Source organism: Kribbella steppae (assembly GCF_004342025.1).
Taxonomy (GTDB): domain Bacteria; phylum Actinomycetota; class Actinomycetes; order Propionibacteriales; family Kribbellaceae; genus Kribbella; species Kribbella steppae.
In genome coordinates this window covers 46,223-63,617 of the sequence record NZ_SLWN01000010.1, presented here as the reverse complement: position 1 = coordinate 63,617, position 17,395 = coordinate 46,223, and the positions used below count along the sequence as shown (strand labels likewise).

The following is a 17,395-nucleotide window of genomic DNA, read 5'->3' as shown; positions in this document are numbered from 1 at the left end:
GCGCCCGAGTTGGACGCGCCGAGGGAAAGTGTCAGTTCGCCGGGAAGTGCAGCACCAGGCGGACCGCGAAGTTCCGGTAATGAAGGCGTTCGAAGCTCCGGGCCATCGGGACGTTGCCGAAGTCGGTGTCCGCCGTGATGCGCTCGGCACCCAGCTCCGCGAGGAAGTGGGTGATCTCGGCCAGTAGATCGTCGCTGTAGCGGTGACCGCGGTGCTCGGACAGTACGCCGAGGTACCCGACCGTCATCCCGCCCTGGTTCGCCGACGGGATCTCGAATCCGATCAGCTTGCCGTCGGCGTCGTACGCAAGCCTCCACCAGGCCCGGTCGCCTCGCATCGACTTGTACAGCTCCAGTTCCTCACGGGCCGCGCCGTCGGCGCCGAGCCGGGCGATCTCCCGTGCAGTTGCGGCGTCGAGGCTGCCCTCGGACACCTGGCGGAACACGTCCACGAAGGCCTCGTCATCGGCCTCCTCGAACCGCAGCCGCGTGGATCGCGGCGGCAGCCCGTACTCCGGCTTCCAGTCGTACCGCAGTCGCTCGGTGACCGCGGTCAGCCCAGCCGCTTCGGCCGCCTTTCGACGGAGGTCGAGCTCGGCGACGACCTCCGGCTGCTCCTTCCAGTCGCCGGGCAGGAAGAAGTGGTACTCCGGCGGCTCGGCGTCGGCCGGGCGACTCTTGAGGGTTTGCTCGATCAGCGCCGTCCAGACCGGCACCGGGTCGCCGTCGCCGGCGTAGTACAGGCCGTCGATGCTGAACGGGTGGTCGTGCTCGGGCGGGCCCCACCAGATGGCGAGGGCCACGATCTTGCCGTCCTCTTCGACGACCCAGGTCCAGTCGTGCCGGTAGGTGCGGTCGGCAAGGAAATCGCGGTAGCGGTCGAGGGTGACGGTGTTGACCGACTGCCGCTCGATCAGGGCAAGGATGGTGTCGAGGTCGGCCTCGACGGTGGTGCGGATGTTCACGAATCCTCCAACAGGAGGCGCGACTGCTCCGCTCAGTGCGAGCTGTGCGAGCGGGTCGGACGCGCCGGGAAACAAGTCAGTGTGTTCATCGGTCGCTCCTTCCGCTGCGGGATCGTTCTCGCCGGGCCAGACTCTAGGGCCTGACCGGGGTCATAGTCCAACTGTTATTTCACACCTGGGATGTACCGGCGCTATCTCCGCCGGGAAGCCTCCCGCACATGAGAACCCTCATCGCCGCCCTCACCCTCGTCACCGCGACCACCTTGGGCTCCACGGCGTACGCCGTACCTGTTGCCGAGCTCACCTACTCCGCGCCGACGGCCATCCCGACCTGCGCACTGAGCACGCTGCCGTCGCAGGCCTCCGACACGCTCGACCTCATCCACTCCGGTGGGCCGTTCCCGTATCCGCAGGACGGGACCGTCTTCCAGAACCGGGAGGGCATCCTGCCGGACGAGTCGAGTGGCTACTACCACGAGTACACCGTGAAGACGCCCGGCTCGGACGACCGCGGTGCGCGTCGCCTGGTCGGCGGTGGTGCGCTGACCACACCGACGTACGTCTACTACACCGATGACCACTATTCGTCGTTCTGTGAGGTCGACGAGAACAACTAGCAGTCTCCCGGGGTAACGTCGTGGACACGTTGAGTAGTCACTGCCGCTCCTGACGGAAGGACCTACCGCGATGTCCCCTTTGCGCACGGCCCCACTCGGCCAGCTCACCGCCGGCCTGCTCACCGCCGGCCTGCTCACCGCCGGACTGTTCAGCCTCGGCGGCCAGCCTGTGCTGGCCGCCGAGCCGCGACCGGCGACCGGTAACCCGGTCCAGCTCACCAACGGTTTCTACGTCGACCCGAACTCCAACCCGGCCGCATACGTGAAACAGCACCCGGGCGAGACCGAGATCAAGACCAAGATCGCCGACCAGGCCGGCGGACGCTGGTTCGGCAACTGGAGCGGCGACATCACGGCGGCGGTGACGTCGTACACCACTGCCGCGGACCGGGCCGACAAGCTGCCGATCCTGGTCGCCTACAACATCCCCGGCCGCGACTGCGGCGGCCACTCCGGTGGCGGTGCCGGCTCGCCGGCGGCGTACCGGGACTGGATCGCCAAGTTCGCCGACGGGATCGGCAACCGGCCGGCCGTGGTCGTGATCGAACCGGACGCATTGGCCCAACTCGACTGCATGCCGGAGGACCAGCGGCAGATCCGGATCGACCTGCTCAAGTACGCCGCGAACCAGATTGCAACCAAGAATGCGAACACCTGGGCCTACATGGACGGCGGAAACACCAACTGGATCGAGGCCGGTGAGATGGCCCGGCGGCTGCGACTGGTCGACGTCGGCAAGATCCGCGGCTTCGCGCTGAACGTGTCGAACTACTACAGCACCCAGCAGTCGGTGACGAAGGGCAACGCGATCAAGACCGCGCTCGGCGGCGGCAACCAGTTCGTCGTCGACACCAGCCGGAACGGCAACGGCTCGAACGGCGAGTGGTGCAACCCGGCCGGCCGCAAGCTCGGCGTCCCGTCCCAGGTCGGCGGCGGTGCGGACCTGCTGCTCTGGCTCAAGGTCCCCGGTGACTCCGACGGCGACTGCGGGATCGGCAAGGGCATCCCGGCCGGCACCTTCTCCGCCACGCTCGCCAAACGCCTCATCGCCGGCACGTGATGCTTTGAGACTTCTCCAGCACTGGCTGGCAGCCAGTGCTGGCGAAGTCTCCACCAACAGCTTCAAAGATACGATTGACACACATGAAGCTGACCGACGAAGACCGTCGTGGTGTCACCCAGTTCGCCGTCGATTGCGCCGAGCGCGCGTTGCCGCTGTTCGAGGCGAAGGCTCCCGCGGACACCCGCCCACGTGAGGCGATCGAAGCTGCCCGCGCCTATGCGCTCGGAGGCGATCGGACTGCTCAGCTGCGCTCATGTGCCTGGGCTGCTCAGAAAGCCGCAGGCGAAGTCGGCGATCCGGCTGCCAAGGCCGCTGCTCGCGCCGCGGTCGGTGCGGCCGGGGCGCCGTACATCCACGACCTGGAGTCCCCGCACCAGCTGAAGCACATCCTCGGCCCGGCGGTCTCGATGGCCCAGGCCCGTGAACTGGCGGCCGACGACCCCGGCCTCGGCGACGGGGAGATCCGCTGGGCGATCGAGCACGCGTCGCCGACAGTTCGCGAGGTGGTACGGCGCTGGCCCGGTCGCGACCCGAGTCGCAGCCGGGTTGGCACGCTCTACCACCAACTCGACACGGGTCTGCGCAGCTGATCCTCAGGGAGTCGGCGGGACACCAGCGCTCTCGCGTGGCTGCGGTGGCGGCTCCGGGGCGCCTTCGAGTTGGATGTCGGGAATGATGCGGTCCATCCAGCGAGGCAGCCACCAGGCCTTGTCGCCGAGCAGCGTCATCACCGACGGAACGAGCACCATCCGCACCACGCTGGCATCGATGAGGACGGCCACAGCCATGCCGACGGCCAGCATCTTCACGGTTGGGTCGTCGTCGAGGACGAAGCTCAGGAAGACGACGATCATGATCGCCGCCGCGGTCGTGATCACCCGGGCGGTCGCGCCGATCCCGATCGCGACCGCACGGTGGCTGTCATTGGTCGCGACCCAGGCTTCATGGACCCGGGACAGTAGGAAGACCTCGTAGTCCATCGACAGGCCGAAGACGATCGCGAACATCAGCATCGGCACGAACGACGGAATCGGAACCGTCTCCTCGATGCCCACCAGCGACGATCCCCAGCCCCACTGGAAGACCGCGACGATGACGCCGTACGCCGCTCCGACTGACAACAGGTTCAGGACCGCGGCCTTCACCCCGATCACGACGGAGCGGAACGCGACCGTCAGCAGGATGAGCGCCAACAGGACGACTGCCCCGATCAGCCACAGCATCCGCCCGGCGACCTTCTCGGTGAAGTCGACGTACCCGGCAACGGTGCCGACGACGTAGGTCGTCGCACCCACGCCGGGCAGTACATCGCTGCGGATCCGGTTGACCAGGTCTTCGGTCTCGGCCGATGACGGTGAGGTCGTCGGGACGACGTTGACGGCGGCCGTCGTACCGGCGGGGTTCGTCGTCGGCGGTTGGACGGCGGCGACGCCCTGCGTCTTCTGCAGCGCGCCGGTGAGGTTCGTCAGCAGCGCCTGGTTGGCGCTCGCGTCCTGGGTCGGCAGCGAGACGACGACGGTCAGCGGCCCGTTGGCGCCCGGGCCGAATCCTTGGGCGATCAGGTCGTACGCCTTCCGGCTCGAGTCCTCGGCCGGGTCCGTGCCGGCATCCAGTTGGCCCAGGTTGAGCGAGAGCAACGGGATGGTCAGGATCAGGAGCAACAGGGTCGCGATGGTCCCGTACGTCCACGGGCGGTCGCTCACCCGGCGTCCCCAGCGAGCGAAGGCGCTTTGCTCATGCTTCGCATCGCGGATCGCCCGCTCCTCGGCGCGATGTGCTGCCGCGGCGTCGGGTTCCAGCTCCGCCTCGAGCGCGCGTTCCTCGACGACATGCTTTCGATCGGCGCGGTTCAGCACCAGCAGACCGGCCAGACCGAGGAGCGCCGGGATGAGTGTGAGCGCGGCCACGACGGTGACCGCGACCAGGATGGCCGACGAGAGGCCGAGCGCGCCGACGAACGGCACGCCGGAGACGTACAGACCGAGGATGGCGATGACCACCGTGCCACCGGCGACCAGGATGGCCGCACCGGAGGTCGATTCCGCCCGGCCGATCGACTCCTCGACCTCCATGCCGTTGTCCAGTTGCTCACGATGACGCGAGACGAGGAAGAGCCCGTAGTCGATCGCGACACCCAATCCGAGCAGGGTCGCGACGGTCGGGGCCGAGACCGGGAACTCCTTCACCGCCGCGAGCAGCCCCAGGATCGCGAGACCGCCGCCCACACTGAAGACCGCGGACACCAGCGGCAGCGCGGCGGCGACGATCGACCGGAACATCAGGAACAGCAGGATCAGTGCCAGGGTGAGACCGATCGCCTCCGAGAGTTGGTCGTCGGCCTGCTTCCCGATCTGCCCGGCGCCGCCGCCGTACTCCACCTCGAGCCCGGCGTCGCGGGCCGGCTTGACCGCCGTGTCCAGCGAGGCGAGGTAGTCGGTGTCCAGGGCCGCGGGGACCACGGAGAACGAGACCGGCGCGTTGACGACAGTGCCGTCCTTGGAGACGTACGGCGATGGGGTGGTCGCCAGCGGATCGGTCGCGGCGACCACATCCGGTAGACCGCCGACGTTCGTCATCGCCGTCTTGACCGCGGCGGCCTGGTCGGACACCTTCCCCGACGTCGAGTGGAACACGATCGATCCGGAGTACCCGCCCTGTTTCGCGAAGTCGCGGTTCAGCACGTTCAGGCCCGCCGAGGACTCGCTGCCGGGCACGGTGTAGTTGTTCACGTAGGTGCCGCCGAAGAACGACCGGAGTACGAACAGCCCGACGACGATGACCAGCCAGACACCGATCACCGGCCAGTGATGGCGAGCGGCCCCCCGGCCGAGACGTTCCAGCAACGCGTGCATGCGCACCCCCCGGGCGCCACCCCTGACACCCGAATTCGACAGTACGGCGCTCGCCGAGGCCCTGACAACCCGTCACGACCGGGCTCACTCAGTCACGGAGAGTTGCGGGCCGGACAACAGAAAGCGGCCCCGGGCGGGTGCCCGGGGCCGCTCTGTGCAGCTGTGCTGTCGGACTTCAGTGGATCAGAAGTCCATGCCGCCCATGTCCGGGGCGCCACCCGGAGCGGCCGAGGCCTTCTCCGGCTTGTCAGCGATGACCGCCTCGGTGGTGAGGAACAGAGCCGCGATCGAGGCTGCGTTCTGCAGCGCCGAGCGGGTCACCTTGGCCGGGTCGATGATGCCGGTGGCGATCAGGTCGACGTACTCGCCGGTGGCGGCGTTGAGGCCCCAGCCCGGCTCGAGGTTGCGAACCTTCTCCACCACGACGCCACCCTCGAGGCCGGCGTTCACGGCGATCTGCTTCAGCGGAGCCTCGACCGCGGACCGCACGATCGCGGCACCGGTGGCCTCGTCACCGTCGAGCTCCAGCTTCTCGAACGCGATCACGCTGGCCTGCAGCAGGGCCACGCCGCCGCCGGCGACGATGCCCTCCTCTACGGCCGCCTTCGCGTTGCGAACGGCGTCCTCGATGCGGTGCTTGCGCTCCTTCAGCTCGACCTCGGTGGCCGCGCCGACCTTGATCACCGCAACGCCGCCGGCCAGCTTGGCCAGCCGCTCCTGCAGCTTCTCGCGGTCGTAGTCGGAGTCCGACTTCTCGATCTCGGCGCGGATCTGGTTCACCCGGCCGGCGATCTGGTCCGCGTCACCCTCGCCCTCGACGATGGTCGTCTCGTCCTTGGTGACGACGATCTTGCGGGCCTGGCCGAGCAGCTCCAGGTCGACGGAGTCGAGCTTGAGGCCGACCTCCTCGGAGATCACCTCGCCGCCGGTGAGGACGGCGATGTCGACCAGCATGGCCTTGCGGCGGTCACCGAAGCCCGGCGCCTTGACGGCGACGGCCTTGAAGGTGCCCTTGATCTTGTTGACGACCAGGGTCGCCAGCGCCTCGCCCTCGATGTCCTCGGCGATGATGGCCAGCGGCTTGCCGGTCTGCATCACCTTCTCCAGCACCGGGACCAGGTCCTTGATGCTGGAGATCTTGCTGTTCACGATCAGGATGTACGGGTCGTCGAGGACCGCTTCCATCCGCTCCGTGTCGGTGACGAAGTACGGCGAGATGTAGCCCTTGTCGAAGCGCATACCCTCGGTGAGCTCGAGCTCGAGGCCGAAGGTGTTGCTCTCCTCGACGGTGATGACGCCTTCCTTGCCGACCTTGTCCATCGCCTCGGCGATGATCTGGCCGACCTGGTTGTCAGCAGCCGAGATCGACGCGGTCGCAGCGATCTGCTCCCGGGTCTCGACCGGCTTGGCCAGCGCCAGCAGCTGCTCGCTGACCGCCTCGGTCGCCTTCTCGATGCCCTTCTTCAGGCTCATCGGGTTGGCGCCGGCCGCGACGTTGCGCAGACCCTCGCGGACGAGAGCCTGAGCCAGCACGGTGGCGGTGGTAGTGCCGTCACCAGCGACGTCGTCGGTCTTCTTCGCAACTTCCTTGACGAGCTCGGCCCCGATCTTCTCGTACGGGTCCTCGAGCTCGATCTCCTTGGCGATGGAGACACCGTCGTTGGTGATCGTGGGGGCGCCCCACTTCTTCTCCAGGACGACGTTGCGGCCCTTCGGGCCAAGCGTCACCTTGACGGCGTCGGCGAGGGTGTTCATACCCCGCTCGAGGCCGCGGCGCGCCTCTTCATTGAAAGAAATCAGCTTGGGCATTCTCCGCGAGTCCTCCCGCGTCGAGTCTTGGTGGTTCAGCCGGCCGGATGCCCGCGACGGACGGCGCCACACCGCGACGGTCACGTCCCGTCACGCTCCGGCACCTCATCGAGGCCGTCTTCTTGCACACTCCGGGGCAGCGAGTCTTATCACTCTCACCCATGGAGTGCTAACCAAGTATTAGCACTCGCCCCAAACGAGTGCAAGCCAGCCCTCGCTACGGTAAGCCCATGGTGGACGTGCGAGCAGCCGGTCCCGACGCCTGGCCGGACGTGGCCGCGGTGATGGGTGAGCGCGGCGACCCGGCACGCTGCTTCTGCCAGTATTTCCGCCTGCGCGGACAGCAGTGGGCCGCCGGGACCCGCGAGACCAACCGCCGCGACCTGCGCACCCAGGTCTGCAAGGGCGACGTTCCGCCCGGTGTGCTCGCGTACGACGGCGAGACGCCGATCGGCTGGTGCGCGGTCGCGCCGCGGACGTCGTACCCGCGGGTGGTCGCCTCACCCAACTGGCGCACCGACCACCCGGACGCCTGGGTGATCACGTGCTTCGTCGTACCGGTCGGCCACCGCCGCCAGGGCATCGCCGGTGAGCTCGCGGTCGGCGCCGTCGACTTCGCCCAGTCGTACGGCGCCCGCACGGTCGAGGGCTGCGCGGTCGACACCGATCAGGACGAGAAGGTCTCCTCGGCAGATCTCTATCGCGGCCCGCTCTCCGTCTTCCTCGACGCCGGCTTCACCGAGGTCAGCCGGACAAGCCCCCGCTGGGTCCTGGTCCGCAAGCGCCTCAGACCTGATCGAGCTGGGTGATCAGGTACTTCGGGGCGCTCAGGCGCCAGGCCTCGGTCACCAGCTCGAGCAACTCCTGGTCGTCCGCCGCCGCGAAATCGACGTTGATCCAGGCGAAGCGGCCTGAGGCCCAGGACGGTGCGTACACGTCTGGATCCTCGGCCACCAGCGCCTCCTGTTCCTCCCGGAGCGCCTTGAGCTGCAGCCTGGTGCCGTCCTCCGACATGTAGGCGAAGCTCTTGTTCCGCACCTTGAAGACCGGCTGACCCGCCCAGCCCTCGTGTTCCTCCACTCCCGGCAATCCGAGCACGACCTTCGCCAGTACGTCGACGTCCATCCACCGACCGTAAACAGGCCCACCGACACTTTCTCCGTCTTCGGTCAGGCAATCCTGGTCCGAAAGTCTTCAGGGCCGCCGGCTCGGGGTCCCCGGGGTCAGGCCAGGGTCGGGTCGGTACCGATCCGGATGTCGCGGGAGCCCTCCAGGCGCGAGAGTTGAGTCATGACGAACTCGAACGCACCGTTCTCCAACCTGTCCGGCAAGGTCCTCCGTCGTTCCCGCGACCAGCGGATGCTCACGGGTGTCTCCGGCGGTATCGCGGAGTACCTGAACATCGACGTGACGCTGGTCCGCCTCGGCATCGTCGGCCTCACTCTGATCACCGGCGGCACCGCCCTGATCGGCTACGTGGTCGCCTGGGTCGTGATCCCGGAGTCCGACGGCAAGGCCGTCTGGCAGAACGTCCAGCAGTCGGTGAACCAGCCCCCGACCCCGGAGGCCGACATCGCCACCCGCATCTACGACGACACCACCACCAACAACAAGCCCCCGGCGGCGTGATCTCGACTGCGCCAACCGGGCGCAGCAACCACCGCCGGCGTGCGGCAGGGTGATCCGGCTCATCGCACCCTGCCGCACGTCTACACGTTCAGAGCGGTCTTGCGGACTGCTGCCAGGGCCTGGTCGGGGTGGTCGGCGAAGAGGCCTTGGATGCCCAGGCGGGTGAAGGCGGATAGTTCGGTGGGGAAGTCCGTGTCGGTGGGGAGAAAGCGGCGCTCGGCGCGGAAGGTCCAGACCTGGACGGCGAGGCCGGCGCGGTGAGCCTGGTCGACCAGGCGGGTCGGTTCGCCCAGTGAGCCGTCGGACCTGCGGGGGATGACCAGGTCCTTGTGCGGCGCCAGTACGTGCGCGTACGTCGAGACCTCGCGGAGACCGGCCGGCTCGATCAGGTCCGCGAAGGTGCGGCCGTCGCCGGTCCGCAGGAAGTCGTTCGGCGCGCTCTCGGAGTCCACCAGCTGCACCAGCGGCACCCGCGTCATCACCGACAACCGACGCAGACTGGTCGGCTCGAACGACTGCACCATGATCTCGTCGTTGCGCAGCCCCAGAGTCAGGATCCGCTCGGTCAGCAGCTCCTCCAGCGGCAGTCCGACCCGCCGGAAGTACGCCGGGTGCTTGATCTCCGGCAGTAGGCCGATCGGCCGGCCGAGCCGCTGTGACTCCTGCCGGGCCAGCGCCACCACCTCGTCGAAGGTGGGGACCGTCTCCAGCCCGTCGTACTCCGTGTTGCCGGCGCGCAACGCGGGCATCCGCTCCCGCGCCCGCAGGGTCCGCAGCTCGGCGTAGGTGAAGTCCTCGACGAACCAGCCGGTCACGGCGGTCCCGTCCACGATCTTGGTGATCTTCCGGTCCGCGAAGACCGGGTGGTCCGCGACGTCCGTCGTACCGGAGATCTCGTTCTCGTGCCGGCAGACCAGGATGCCGTCGAGGGTGGCGACCAGGTCCGGTTCCAGGTAGTCGGCTCCAAGTTCAGCAGCCAGGCGGTACGCCGCCGGCGTGTGTTCCGGGCGGTAGCCACTCGCTCCCCGATGCGCGATCACCAGCATGGTTCCAGCACAGGCGGCGCACATGGCGCGCCGGAGACTCGTTGCCCAACGCAAGGTGAAGGTCTTTTGATGCGCGGGGAGACCGGAGCGGCACCCACCGTGCCGATCCCAGACGCGATTAATTCGCATGCGGCTGTCGGTGCGCACACCTAGCCTGAAGGAGCCATGAGACAGCTTCCTCTCGCCGATCCCGGCGTTCCCGATCACCGCTCTCCGACCCGCTATCTGGCCTGGGTCGCGCGCGGTCAGTCGCGCACGCTCGCCGGCGGGATGGCGTTCGGCATCCTGTGGATGGGTTCGCAGGCCTTCATCCCCGCGATCCTCGGCAAGGCGATCGACGAGGGGATCTCCGCGCGCGACGGCGAGCGGCTGCTGCAGTGGACCGCTGCGCTGTTCGTGGTCGGTGTGGTGCAGGCGCTGGCCGGCATCATGCGGCACCGGTTCGCGGTGACGAACTGGCTGACCGCCGCCTACCGCACGGTCCAGGTGGTGACCAGGAAGTCTGCCGACCTCGGCGCGACCCTGCCGAAGCACCTGGCCACCGGCGAGGTGGTCAGCGTCGGAGCCGGCGACCTGGCCTATGTCGGCAACCTGATGGAGGTCTCGGCCCGCTTCGCCGGCGCGATCGTGGCCTTCGTCGTGGTCGCCTCGATCCTGCTCTCCACGTCGACCGCGCTCGGCCTGGTGGTGCTGATCGGCGTACCGGTGATGCTGTTCTTGCTCGGTCCGATGCTGCGGCCGCTGCACAAGCGGCAGTCGGCGCAACGTGAGGCCGTCGGCGAGCTGAACTCGCTCGGCTCCGACATCGTCGCCGGTCTGCGCGTGCTGCGCGGCATCGGCGGCGAGGAGTCCTTCTCCCGTCGGTACCGCGCCGAGTCGCAGCAGGTGCGGCACGCCGGTGTGCGGGTGGCGCGGATCCAGTCCGTGCTGGACGCCGCCCAGGTACTGCTGCCTGGCGTCTTCGTCGTACTGGTCGTCGGTCTCGGCGCGCACTTCGCCCTGCGCGGCGATCTCAGCGCGGGATCGCTCGTCGCCTTCTACGGCTATGCGACGTTCCTGGTGCTGCCGCTGCGCAACGCCACTGACTTCGCCAACCAGTTGATGCGCGGCCTGGTCGCGGCGCGCCGGGTGATCCGCGTGCTGGCGCTGACGCCCGACATCACCGATCCGGTGCAGCCGGTGCGGCTGCCGGACGGCGGTGACCTGGTCGACCCGGTGTCAGGTATCCGCGCCCGCGACGGACAGCTCACTGCGATCGTCTCGGCCGAGCCGGACACCTACAGCGAGCTGGCGGACCGCCTGGGTCGGTACGACGACACCAGCGAGGTGCGGTACGGCGGCGTGACTCTCGCCAGCGCCACTCGCGAGGACGTGCGTGCGCGGATCCTGGTAAGCGACACCGCTTCCCAGTTGTTCACCGGCACCTTGCGCCAGGAACTCGACCCGGACAACCGTCGTACCGATGACGAACTGATGGCAGCGATGCGTACGGCGTCCGCCGAGGACGTGCTGGTCGCGCTGGCCGACGGACTCGACTCCGAGGTCGAGGAGAAGGGCCGGTCCTTCTCCGGCGGGCAGCGGCAGCGCCTGGTGCTGGTCCGTGCCCTGCTGCTGGACCCGGCCGTGCTGGTGATGGTCGAGCCGACCTCCGCGGTGGACGCGCACACCGAGGCGCGGATCGCGGACCGGTTGCGTGCCCACCGGGCCGGACGCACCACCGTCGTGCTGACCGCAAGCCCGCTGCTGCTGGACCGGGTCGACGAGGTCATCTTCGTCGCCGCCGGCCGAGTGGTTGCCACCGGCAAGCACCGCACACTGCTCGACACCGACCCGTACTACCGCAAGACCGTGACCCGTGAGACGGAAGAGGAGGAGGTGCTCACATGAGGCAGATCCTGCCCGTTGCGGGCCCCGCCGAGATCCGTCGGCACGCCCGCCGGCTGGCCCGGCGGCGCTGCTGCACGGGCTGGCCGCGATCACCGGTCTGGCCGCGCCGCGGCTGATCGGCGGTCTGGTCGAGGACGTCCAGAACGGCACGACCGCTGCCAAGGTCAACCAGGTGATCCTGGTGATCGCGGTGTTCATCGTGGCGCAGTCGCTGCTGACCCGGTGGGCCCGGTTCAAGTCGTTCGCGCTCGGCGAGCAGGTGCTGGCCGAGCTGCGGGAGGAGTTCGTCGACAACGCCCTCGCGCTGCCGATCGGCACCGTCGAGCGGGCCGGCACCGGCGACCTGCTGTCCCGCACGTCGCGTGATGTCGACACCCTGTCGCGGACGGTGCGGTTCGCCGTACCGGAGACAATGATCGCGTTCGTCACCGTGGTGTTCACGGTCGCCGCGACGATGCTCGTCGGCGTCTGGGTGCTGGTGCCGCTGCTCGCGATGACCCCGCTGCTCTGGCTCAGCACGAAGTGGTACCTGCGTCGCGCGAAGGGCGGGTACCTGCGCGAGAACGCGGCGTACGCGCAGATGACGAGCTCACTGGCCGAGACGGTCGAAGGTGCGCGGACGGTCGAGGCCCTGCAGCGGTACGACGAACGCGTCCGCCGGACCGATGCCGACATCCGCGGCTCCTACCTGGCCGAGCGCTACACGCTGTTCCTCCGGACCATGTACTTCCCCGTCGCCGAGATCAGTTACCTCGTGCCGGTGGTGGGGACGCTGCTGTTCGGCGGCTGGCTGCACATCAACGGGAATGTCTCCCTCGGCGCGGTCACGACTGCCGTGCTGTACGTCAACCAGCTGATCGATCCGGTCGACCGGTTGCTCTCCTGGCTGGACGAGCTGCAGTCCGGTGGTGCCGCGTTCGCGCGGTTGCTGGGCATCAGCGACGTACAGGACGATCGGACACCGTCCGGCCGGGCACCTTCGGGTGAGCTCGTGGAGGCAAAGGACGTGCGGTTCTCGTACGTCGACGGCCGCGACGTGCTGCATGGCGTCGATCTGACCATCCAGCCGGGTGAGCGGGTCGCGATGGTCGGTCCATCCGGCGCGGGCAAGTCGACGCTCGGCCGGCTGGTCGCGGGCATCCATCCGCCACGGACGGGTTCGGTGACGGTCGGCGGGGTCGGGATGACCGAGCTGCCGCTGGACGAGTTGCGCAACCAGGTCGCGCTGGTGACGCAGGAGCATCACGTCTTCGTCGGTACCTTGCGGGACAACCTCTCGATGGCTCGACCTTCAGCGACTGACGACGAGCTGATGAGTGCACTGGCGGCTGTCGACGCACGCGAGTGGGCCGAGGCGTTGCCGGACGGTCTGGAGACGCGCGTCGGCTCCGGGCAGCTGGCGTTGTCGCCGGCGCAGGCGCAGCAGTTGGCGCTGGCCCGGCTGGTGCTGGCTGACCCGCACACGCTGGTGCTGGACGAGGCCACGTCGCTGATCGACCCGCGAGCGGCGCGACACATGGAGCGCTCGCTGGCCGCCGTACTGGAGGGTCGCACGGTGATCGCGATCGCCCACCGCCTCTACACCGCCCACGACGCCGACCGCGTCGCGGTGGTGGAGGACGGCCGCATCAGCGAGCTGGGCAGCCACGACGAGCTGGTCGCCCGCCAAGGCTCCTACGCCGCGCTCTGGACCTCCTGGCACGGCTAGTTGCTCACAGCAAAGAACCCCCGCCGGTCACCTCTGACCGGCGGGGGTTCTGCCCTTTCTACCGTTTGCGCAGCACCAGAACTGCTGAATCGACATGGGGCGGTGGGGTGAAAGCCTTACGGGGAAGGCGAAGACCGATCGACAAGTCGTAGTGGTAGTACCACCGGTTCGCCCCTGGTGCGTCACCGCGAGACCACCGGTTCGCCACCGCCCGCTGCAACACCAGATCAGCCGACACCAGGCGGGAACCCGGTGCCAGCAAGCGTTTCAGCAAGGCGGTGGAGACGTTGTACGGCGGACTCGACACCACCCGGAACGGTCGTGACGGCAACCGCAGATCGGCGGCATCGGCACGGACCACCGTCACCGGCGCGTCCGCGAACCGCCGACGCAATCGGTCGGCACGACCAGGGTGGAGCTCGACGGCGACCACCTGGGCTCCGGCCCGGACCAGCGGCGCGGTCAGCGCACCGAGGCCGGCTCCGACGTCGAGGACGAGTTCACCGGGTCTGACCCCGGCGGCGTCCACGACGCGTTGGGCCCAACGACTATCGAGCGGATGCCATCCCCAGGCACCCCTCGCCTGCCCGGAGGCGGGCACGACGGACCATCACGAAGTACGTACTCATGCGGCCGACCATAGACCGCCGCACCGCCCACTCTCAAAGCATTTTCAGCACATCGACGTCACGCGGAATCGTCACGGTCGCGCGTTTCACAGGGGTCGCGGCGTAGCACCGAGTGACTGAACGGTTGCCGTCGTACGACGGTCTGCCCGTTCCAACCTGGTACGTCGTGCGGCTGCCAGACCGGTCTTGGCGAGCTCACGTCGTACGTCGAGAACGCGCACGGGCAACGCATCAGTCATCAACAGCGGTGCGTACTCGGCCGCCGAGGTGATCCACCGATCGCCGGATCGCTTGAAGGTGAAGCGGACCAGGAGTCCCTCGGCCTTGGGGCTGCTGGGTTCGCGGTGCGCGGCGATCAGGTTGCCGAGCCCGTACGCGACCCACTTGCCGTTGTGCTGCTCCATCGGCTGGACGACGTGGGCATGATGACCGAGCAGCAGATCGATGTTGCTGTCGGCAAGCAGTTGCGGAGCCACCTCGCGCTGCTGGTCGTTGAGCTTGCTCGAGTACTCGGTGCCCCAGTGACAGCTGACAACCACGATGTCGGCACCGGCGTCACGCGCCTTCTTCGCCATCTCCTTGATCGTCGGTACGTCGATCGTGCCGGCGCGCCAGGTGTCACCGTCGGGATAGGGCAGGCCGTTGAAGCCGTAGGTGTAGCTGAGCAGCGCGATCTTCACGCCGCGAACGTCAACAATTGTTGGCGATTCGGCCTCGGCCGACGTGCGGGCCGTGCCAGCGTGACGGAGGCCGGCTCGCTCGAGTGTCGTCAGTGTGCGGTCGACACCGGCTGCGCCACTGTCGAAGCTGTGATTGCTCGCAGTAGTGCACACGTCGTACCCGGTCTGCTTGAGAGCAGCGGCGATCTGCGGCGGCCCTTGGAACAGCGGGTAGCCGCGGTAGGGGCCTCCGAGCGGCGCCAGCGGGGTCTCGAGGTGACACACCGCGAGGTCGGCGCCCTGGACGAGCGGCTTCACGCTGCTCATCACCGGCGCGAAGTCCCAGTCCCCGTTGCGCCCGTCGCGCTTCGCTGTGGTCCAAAGACGTTCATGCAGCAGTACGTCGCCGGTCGCCACGAGGGTGAGCTCGTCAGGCTGATTCGCCTTGTCTGTCTTGCGTTTCTGCCCGGTCGCCGGTCCAGCGCCTCGACCGGCACCGGTGTCCGCGGCTGTGTCCGCGATACACCCCGCCGTTGCGAATGCTCCGGCTCCGGCGAGCATCGCGCCCAGCACAGCCCGTCGTCGTACCGCCATCCTGCGCCCCCAAGCTCAACCCGTTGCTTGGGAGACGCCCCGCCCACCCGTTTGGTTCGCACTTCAGGAGATCAAGCGCCGAGTTGCCGGCCCCGCCCGCGGTCCCCACTGGGCAGAGGTGGTCGACCATGACCGTGATAATAGTACCGGTATAGTTATCCGGGAAGCTGCCGAGGTCGAGGAGTTGGCATGGTCGAGTTGAAGACTGCGGCGGAGATCGAGCAGATGCGGGCGGCCGGACGGGTCGTCGCCAGTGCGCTCGCCGCGGTGAAGAAGGAGGCCGCGGTCGGGGTCTCGCTGCGCGAACTCGACGGCGTGGCCCGCGACGTACTGCGGTCGGCCGGTGCGGTGTCCCTGTTCGAGGGGTACCAGCCGGGCTTCGCGACCAGCCCGTTCAGCGGTGTCATCTGCACCTCGGTGAACGACGCCGTACTGCATGGACCGCCCGGCGACCTCAAACTGCAGGACGGCGATCTGCTGAACGTCGACTGCGGCGCCTCGATCGACGGCTGGTGCGCGGACTCCGCGATCAGCTTCTGCGTCGGTACGCCGCGCGCCGAGGACCTGGAGTTGATCGCCACCACCGAGGAAGCACTGGCGGCCGGGATCGCCGCGGCCGTGCCGGGAAAGCGGCTCGGTGACGTCGGCGCCGCGATCGGCCAGATCGGCAAGGCGGCCGGGTTCGGCACCAACCTCGATTTCGGCGGCCACGGCATCGGCCGGCGCATGCACGAGGAACCCCACGTCCCCAACGGCGGCCGGGCCGGTCGCGGCCTCAAGCTCCGCGCGGGTCACGTCTTCGCCATCGAGCCCTGGTTCTGGAGCGGCCCCGGCAGCACCTACGTCATCGACGACGACGGCTGGACCCTCCGCTCGGCCGACCAGACCCGCGGCGCCCACGCCGAGCACACCGTCGCGGTCACCGAAGACGGCCCTCAGATCCTCACACTCGTCTGACTCACCAGACCGGGTCGACCGAAACTGCTCGACACTTTTCGTCCAGCCGGTGTCACCGATCGTTGCTCGCCAGTTACGATACTTCCTCGACGCCAACCCTGTACTGCGGATGGGAAGCTTCATGAATGAATCGCAGGACGCCGAGGTCTACGACCGACTGAACCTCGATCGGCCGCATGGCGCCCGTGTCTACGATTACTTCCTGGGCGGCAAGGACAACTTCGCGATCGACCGGCAGGCGGCCGAGCACCTCCTGGAGGCGTTCCCGGGTTTTCGCACCGCCGCCCGCTCGAACCGGATGTGGATGCACCGGGCCGCCCGGTACGTCGCCGAGCGCGGGGTCACCCAGTTCCTCGACGTCGGCACCGGCATCCCGACCAGCCCGAACCTGCACGAGGTCGTGCAGCAGGTGGTTCCGGAGGCTCGGGTCGTCTACGCGGACAACGACCCCATCGTGCTGGCGCACTCCAGGGCCCTGCTGGTCAGCAGCCCGGAGGGCAAGACCGCCTACCTCGAGGCTGATGTCACCGACCCGCAGTCGATCCTCGAATCCGCCGAGGTCAAGGACGTCCTCGACCTGAGCCAGCCGGTGGCGCTCAGCCTGGTCGGCGTCTTCCACTACCTGCCCGACGCGCTCAAGCCGTACGACCTGGTCCAGCAGTTGCTCGAGCCGCTCGCGTCAGGCTCTTACCTGATCTTCTCGCACTGCACGCCGGACTTCGCGCCCGAGCTGTGGGAGCGCGCGATCCAGGTCTACAAGGCCGACGGCGGTGACGCGCAGGTCCGCAGCAAGGAGGAGATCGCCCGCTTCTTCGACGGTCTCGAGCTGGTCGAGCCCGGCGTGTCCGCGCCGTTCCGCTGGCACCCCGACGCGGAGACCGAGCGACTGGTCGAGAACGGCGAGTTCACCGACGTCTCGTGCAGTCTGTGGGTCGGCGTCGCGCAGAAGCCCTAGTCCTGCAGCCTTAGCTGAGCCCGAGG

General features: G+C 68.3%; 16 protein-coding genes. 9 read left to right on the top strand and 7 right to left on the bottom strand.

Annotated elements, in window-relative coordinates; all coding sequences use genetic code 11:
* Window positions 1–31 precede the first annotated feature (31 nt).
* On the bottom strand, window positions 32–964 hold the full coding sequence (locus tag EV652_RS27765) for a GNAT family N-acetyltransferase (protein WP_132212201.1): 933 nt from the start codon (window positions 962–964) through the stop codon (window positions 32–34).
* A gap of 218 nt (window positions 965–1,182) precedes the next feature.
* On the opposite strand from EV652_RS27765, the gene EV652_RS27760 reads away from it, so the two are divergent.
* The 3 genes from EV652_RS27760 to EV652_RS27750 all read left to right on the top strand — a co-directional run bounded on the left by EV652_RS27760 (window position 1,183) and on the right by EV652_RS27750 (window position 3,234).
* Window positions 1,183–1,581 carry a guanyl-specific ribonuclease gene (locus EV652_RS27760; RefSeq protein ID WP_132212200.1) on the top strand — a complete coding sequence of 133 codons (399 nt, stop codon included), beginning with the start codon at window positions 1,183–1,185 and terminating at the stop codon, window positions 1,579–1,581.
* A 70-nt stretch (window positions 1,582–1,651) separates the two neighbouring features.
* Entirely contained in the window at window positions 1,652–2,641 is a 990-nt protein-coding gene (locus EV652_RS27755) for a glycoside hydrolase family 6 protein (RefSeq protein WP_132212199.1), read from the top strand.
* Between the two features lie 83 nt (window positions 2,642–2,724).
* Complete coding sequence (locus tag EV652_RS27750; protein ID WP_199238439.1) at window positions 2,725–3,234, top strand: putative immunity protein; 510 nt, start codon at window positions 2,725–2,727, stop codon at window positions 3,232–3,234.
* 3 nt (window positions 3,235–3,237) lie between these two features.
* Here the strand turns inward: EV652_RS27750 and EV652_RS27745 are convergent, their stop codons facing one another.
* A complete protein-coding gene (locus tag EV652_RS27745) occupies window positions 3,238–5,496 on the bottom strand; it encodes an MMPL family transporter (protein ID WP_132212197.1) in 2,259 nt (752 codons plus the stop codon).
* Window positions 5,497–5,679: 183 nt separating this feature from the next.
* Window positions 5,680–7,305 carry a chaperonin GroEL gene (gene groL / locus EV652_RS27740; protein WP_132212196.1) on the bottom strand — a complete coding sequence of 542 codons (1,626 nt, stop codon included), beginning with the start codon at window positions 7,303–7,305 and terminating at the stop codon, window positions 5,680–5,682.
* A 230-nt stretch (window positions 7,306–7,535) separates the two neighbouring features.
* Here groL and EV652_RS27735 point away from each other — a divergent pair, with 230 nt between their 5' ends.
* The gene (locus EV652_RS27735) at window positions 7,536–8,114 is read left to right on the top strand and encodes a GNAT family N-acetyltransferase (RefSeq protein ID WP_132212195.1); all 579 of its coding nucleotides are present in this window, start codon (window positions 7,536–7,538) and stop codon (window positions 8,112–8,114) included.
* Here the strand turns inward: EV652_RS27735 and EV652_RS27730 are convergent.
* The gene (locus EV652_RS27730) at window positions 8,092–8,430 is read right to left on the bottom strand and encodes an MmcQ/YjbR family DNA-binding protein (RefSeq protein WP_242002054.1); all 339 of its coding nucleotides are present in this window, start codon (window positions 8,428–8,430) and stop codon (window positions 8,092–8,094) included. The genes EV652_RS27735 and EV652_RS27730 overlap by 23 nt on opposite strands.
* A 165-nt stretch (window positions 8,431–8,595) precedes the next feature.
* Between EV652_RS27730 and EV652_RS27725 the strand changes: the two genes are divergently transcribed.
* Window positions 8,596–8,934, top strand: a complete 339-nt coding sequence (locus EV652_RS27725; protein ID WP_132212194.1) for a PspC domain-containing protein — start codon at window positions 8,596–8,598, stop codon at window positions 8,932–8,934.
* A gap of 80 nt (window positions 8,935–9,014) precedes the next feature.
* Here EV652_RS27725 and EV652_RS27720 read toward each other — a convergent pair whose 3' ends face one another.
* Window positions 9,015–9,980, bottom strand: a complete 966-nt coding sequence (locus EV652_RS27720) for a glycerophosphodiester phosphodiesterase (RefSeq protein ID WP_132212193.1) — start codon at window positions 9,978–9,980, stop codon at window positions 9,015–9,017.
* Window positions 9,981–10,145: 165 nt separating this feature from the next.
* Here EV652_RS27720 and EV652_RS27715 point away from each other — a divergent pair, with 165 nt between their 5' ends.
* Together EV652_RS27715 and EV652_RS27710 are read left to right on the top strand one after the other, a co-directional pair.
* Window positions 10,146–11,867 carry an ABC transporter ATP-binding protein gene (locus EV652_RS27715; RefSeq protein WP_132212192.1) on the top strand — a complete coding sequence of 574 codons (1,722 nt, stop codon included), beginning with the start codon at window positions 10,146–10,148 and terminating at the stop codon, window positions 11,865–11,867.
* The gene (locus EV652_RS27710; protein WP_242002053.1) at window positions 11,836–13,575 is read left to right on the top strand and encodes an ABC transporter ATP-binding protein; all 1,740 of its coding nucleotides are present in this window, start codon (window positions 11,836–11,838) and stop codon (window positions 13,573–13,575) included. The genes EV652_RS27715 and EV652_RS27710 overlap by 32 nt, the downstream gene beginning before the upstream one ends.
* Window positions 13,576–13,633: 58 nt before the next feature.
* On the opposite strand, the gene EV652_RS27705 is transcribed toward EV652_RS27710, so the two are convergent.
* Both EV652_RS27705 and EV652_RS27700 read right to left on the bottom strand, forming a co-directional pair.
* Entirely contained in the window at window positions 13,634–14,176 is a 543-nt protein-coding gene (locus EV652_RS27705; protein ID WP_132212191.1) for a 23S rRNA (adenine(2058)-N(6))-methyltransferase Erm(C), read from the bottom strand.
* Window positions 14,177–14,290: 114 nt separating this feature from the next.
* The gene (locus EV652_RS27700) at window positions 14,291–15,457 is read right to left on the bottom strand and encodes a CapA family protein (protein WP_242002051.1); all 1,167 of its coding nucleotides are present in this window, start codon (window positions 15,455–15,457) and stop codon (window positions 14,291–14,293) included.
* Window positions 15,458–15,646: 189 nt separating this feature from the next.
* Between EV652_RS27700 and map the strand changes: the two genes are divergently transcribed.
* On the top strand, window positions 15,647–16,414 hold the full coding sequence (gene map / locus EV652_RS27695; protein ID WP_132212190.1) for a type I methionyl aminopeptidase: 768 nt from the start codon (window positions 15,647–15,649) through the stop codon (window positions 16,412–16,414).
* Between the two features lie 121 nt (window positions 16,415–16,535).
* Window positions 16,536–17,369 carry an SAM-dependent methyltransferase gene (locus EV652_RS27690; RefSeq protein WP_132212189.1) on the top strand — a complete coding sequence of 278 codons (834 nt, stop codon included), beginning with the start codon at window positions 16,536–16,538 and terminating at the stop codon, window positions 17,367–17,369.
* The last annotated feature ends 26 nt before the right edge of the window (window positions 17,370–17,395 follow it).

Coding starts and splice junctions, on each gene's coding strand:
- EV652_RS27720 (WP_132212193.1), bottom strand. CDS start 9,980: ATGCTGGTGATCGCGCATCGGGGAGCGAGTGGCTACCGCCCGGAACAC.
- EV652_RS27730 (WP_242002054.1), bottom strand. CDS start 8,430: ATGGACGTCGACGTACTGGCGAAGGTCGTGCTCGGATTGCCGGGAGTG.
- EV652_RS27735 (WP_132212195.1), top strand. CDS start 7,536: ATGGTGGACGTGCGAGCAGCCGGTCCCGACGCCTGGCCGGACGTGGCC.
- groL (WP_132212196.1), bottom strand. CDS start 7,305: ATGCCCAAGCTGATTTCTTTCAATGAAGAGGCGCGCCGCGGCCTCGAG.
- EV652_RS27690 (WP_132212189.1), top strand. CDS start 16,536: ATGAATGAATCGCAGGACGCCGAGGTCTACGACCGACTGAACCTCGAT.
- EV652_RS27745 (WP_132212197.1), bottom strand. CDS start 5,496: ATGCACGCGTTGCTGGAACGTCTCGGCCGGGGGGCCGCTCGCCATCAC.
- EV652_RS27750 (WP_199238439.1), top strand. CDS start 2,725: ATGAAGCTGACCGACGAAGACCGTCGTGGTGTCACCCAGTTCGCCGTC.
- EV652_RS27700 (WP_242002051.1), bottom strand. CDS start 15,457: ATGGCGGTACGACGACGGGCTGTGCTGGGCGCGATGCTCGCCGGAGCC.
- map (WP_132212190.1), top strand. CDS start 15,647: ATGGTCGAGTTGAAGACTGCGGCGGAGATCGAGCAGATGCGGGCGGCC.
- EV652_RS27755 (WP_132212199.1), top strand. CDS start 1,652: ATGTCCCCTTTGCGCACGGCCCCACTCGGCCAGCTCACCGCCGGCCTG.
- EV652_RS27760 (WP_132212200.1), top strand. CDS start 1,183: ATGAGAACCCTCATCGCCGCCCTCACCCTCGTCACCGCGACCACCTTG.
- EV652_RS27715 (WP_132212192.1), top strand. CDS start 10,146: ATGAGACAGCTTCCTCTCGCCGATCCCGGCGTTCCCGATCACCGCTCT.
- EV652_RS27725 (WP_132212194.1), top strand. CDS start 8,596: ATGACGAACTCGAACGCACCGTTCTCCAACCTGTCCGGCAAGGTCCTC.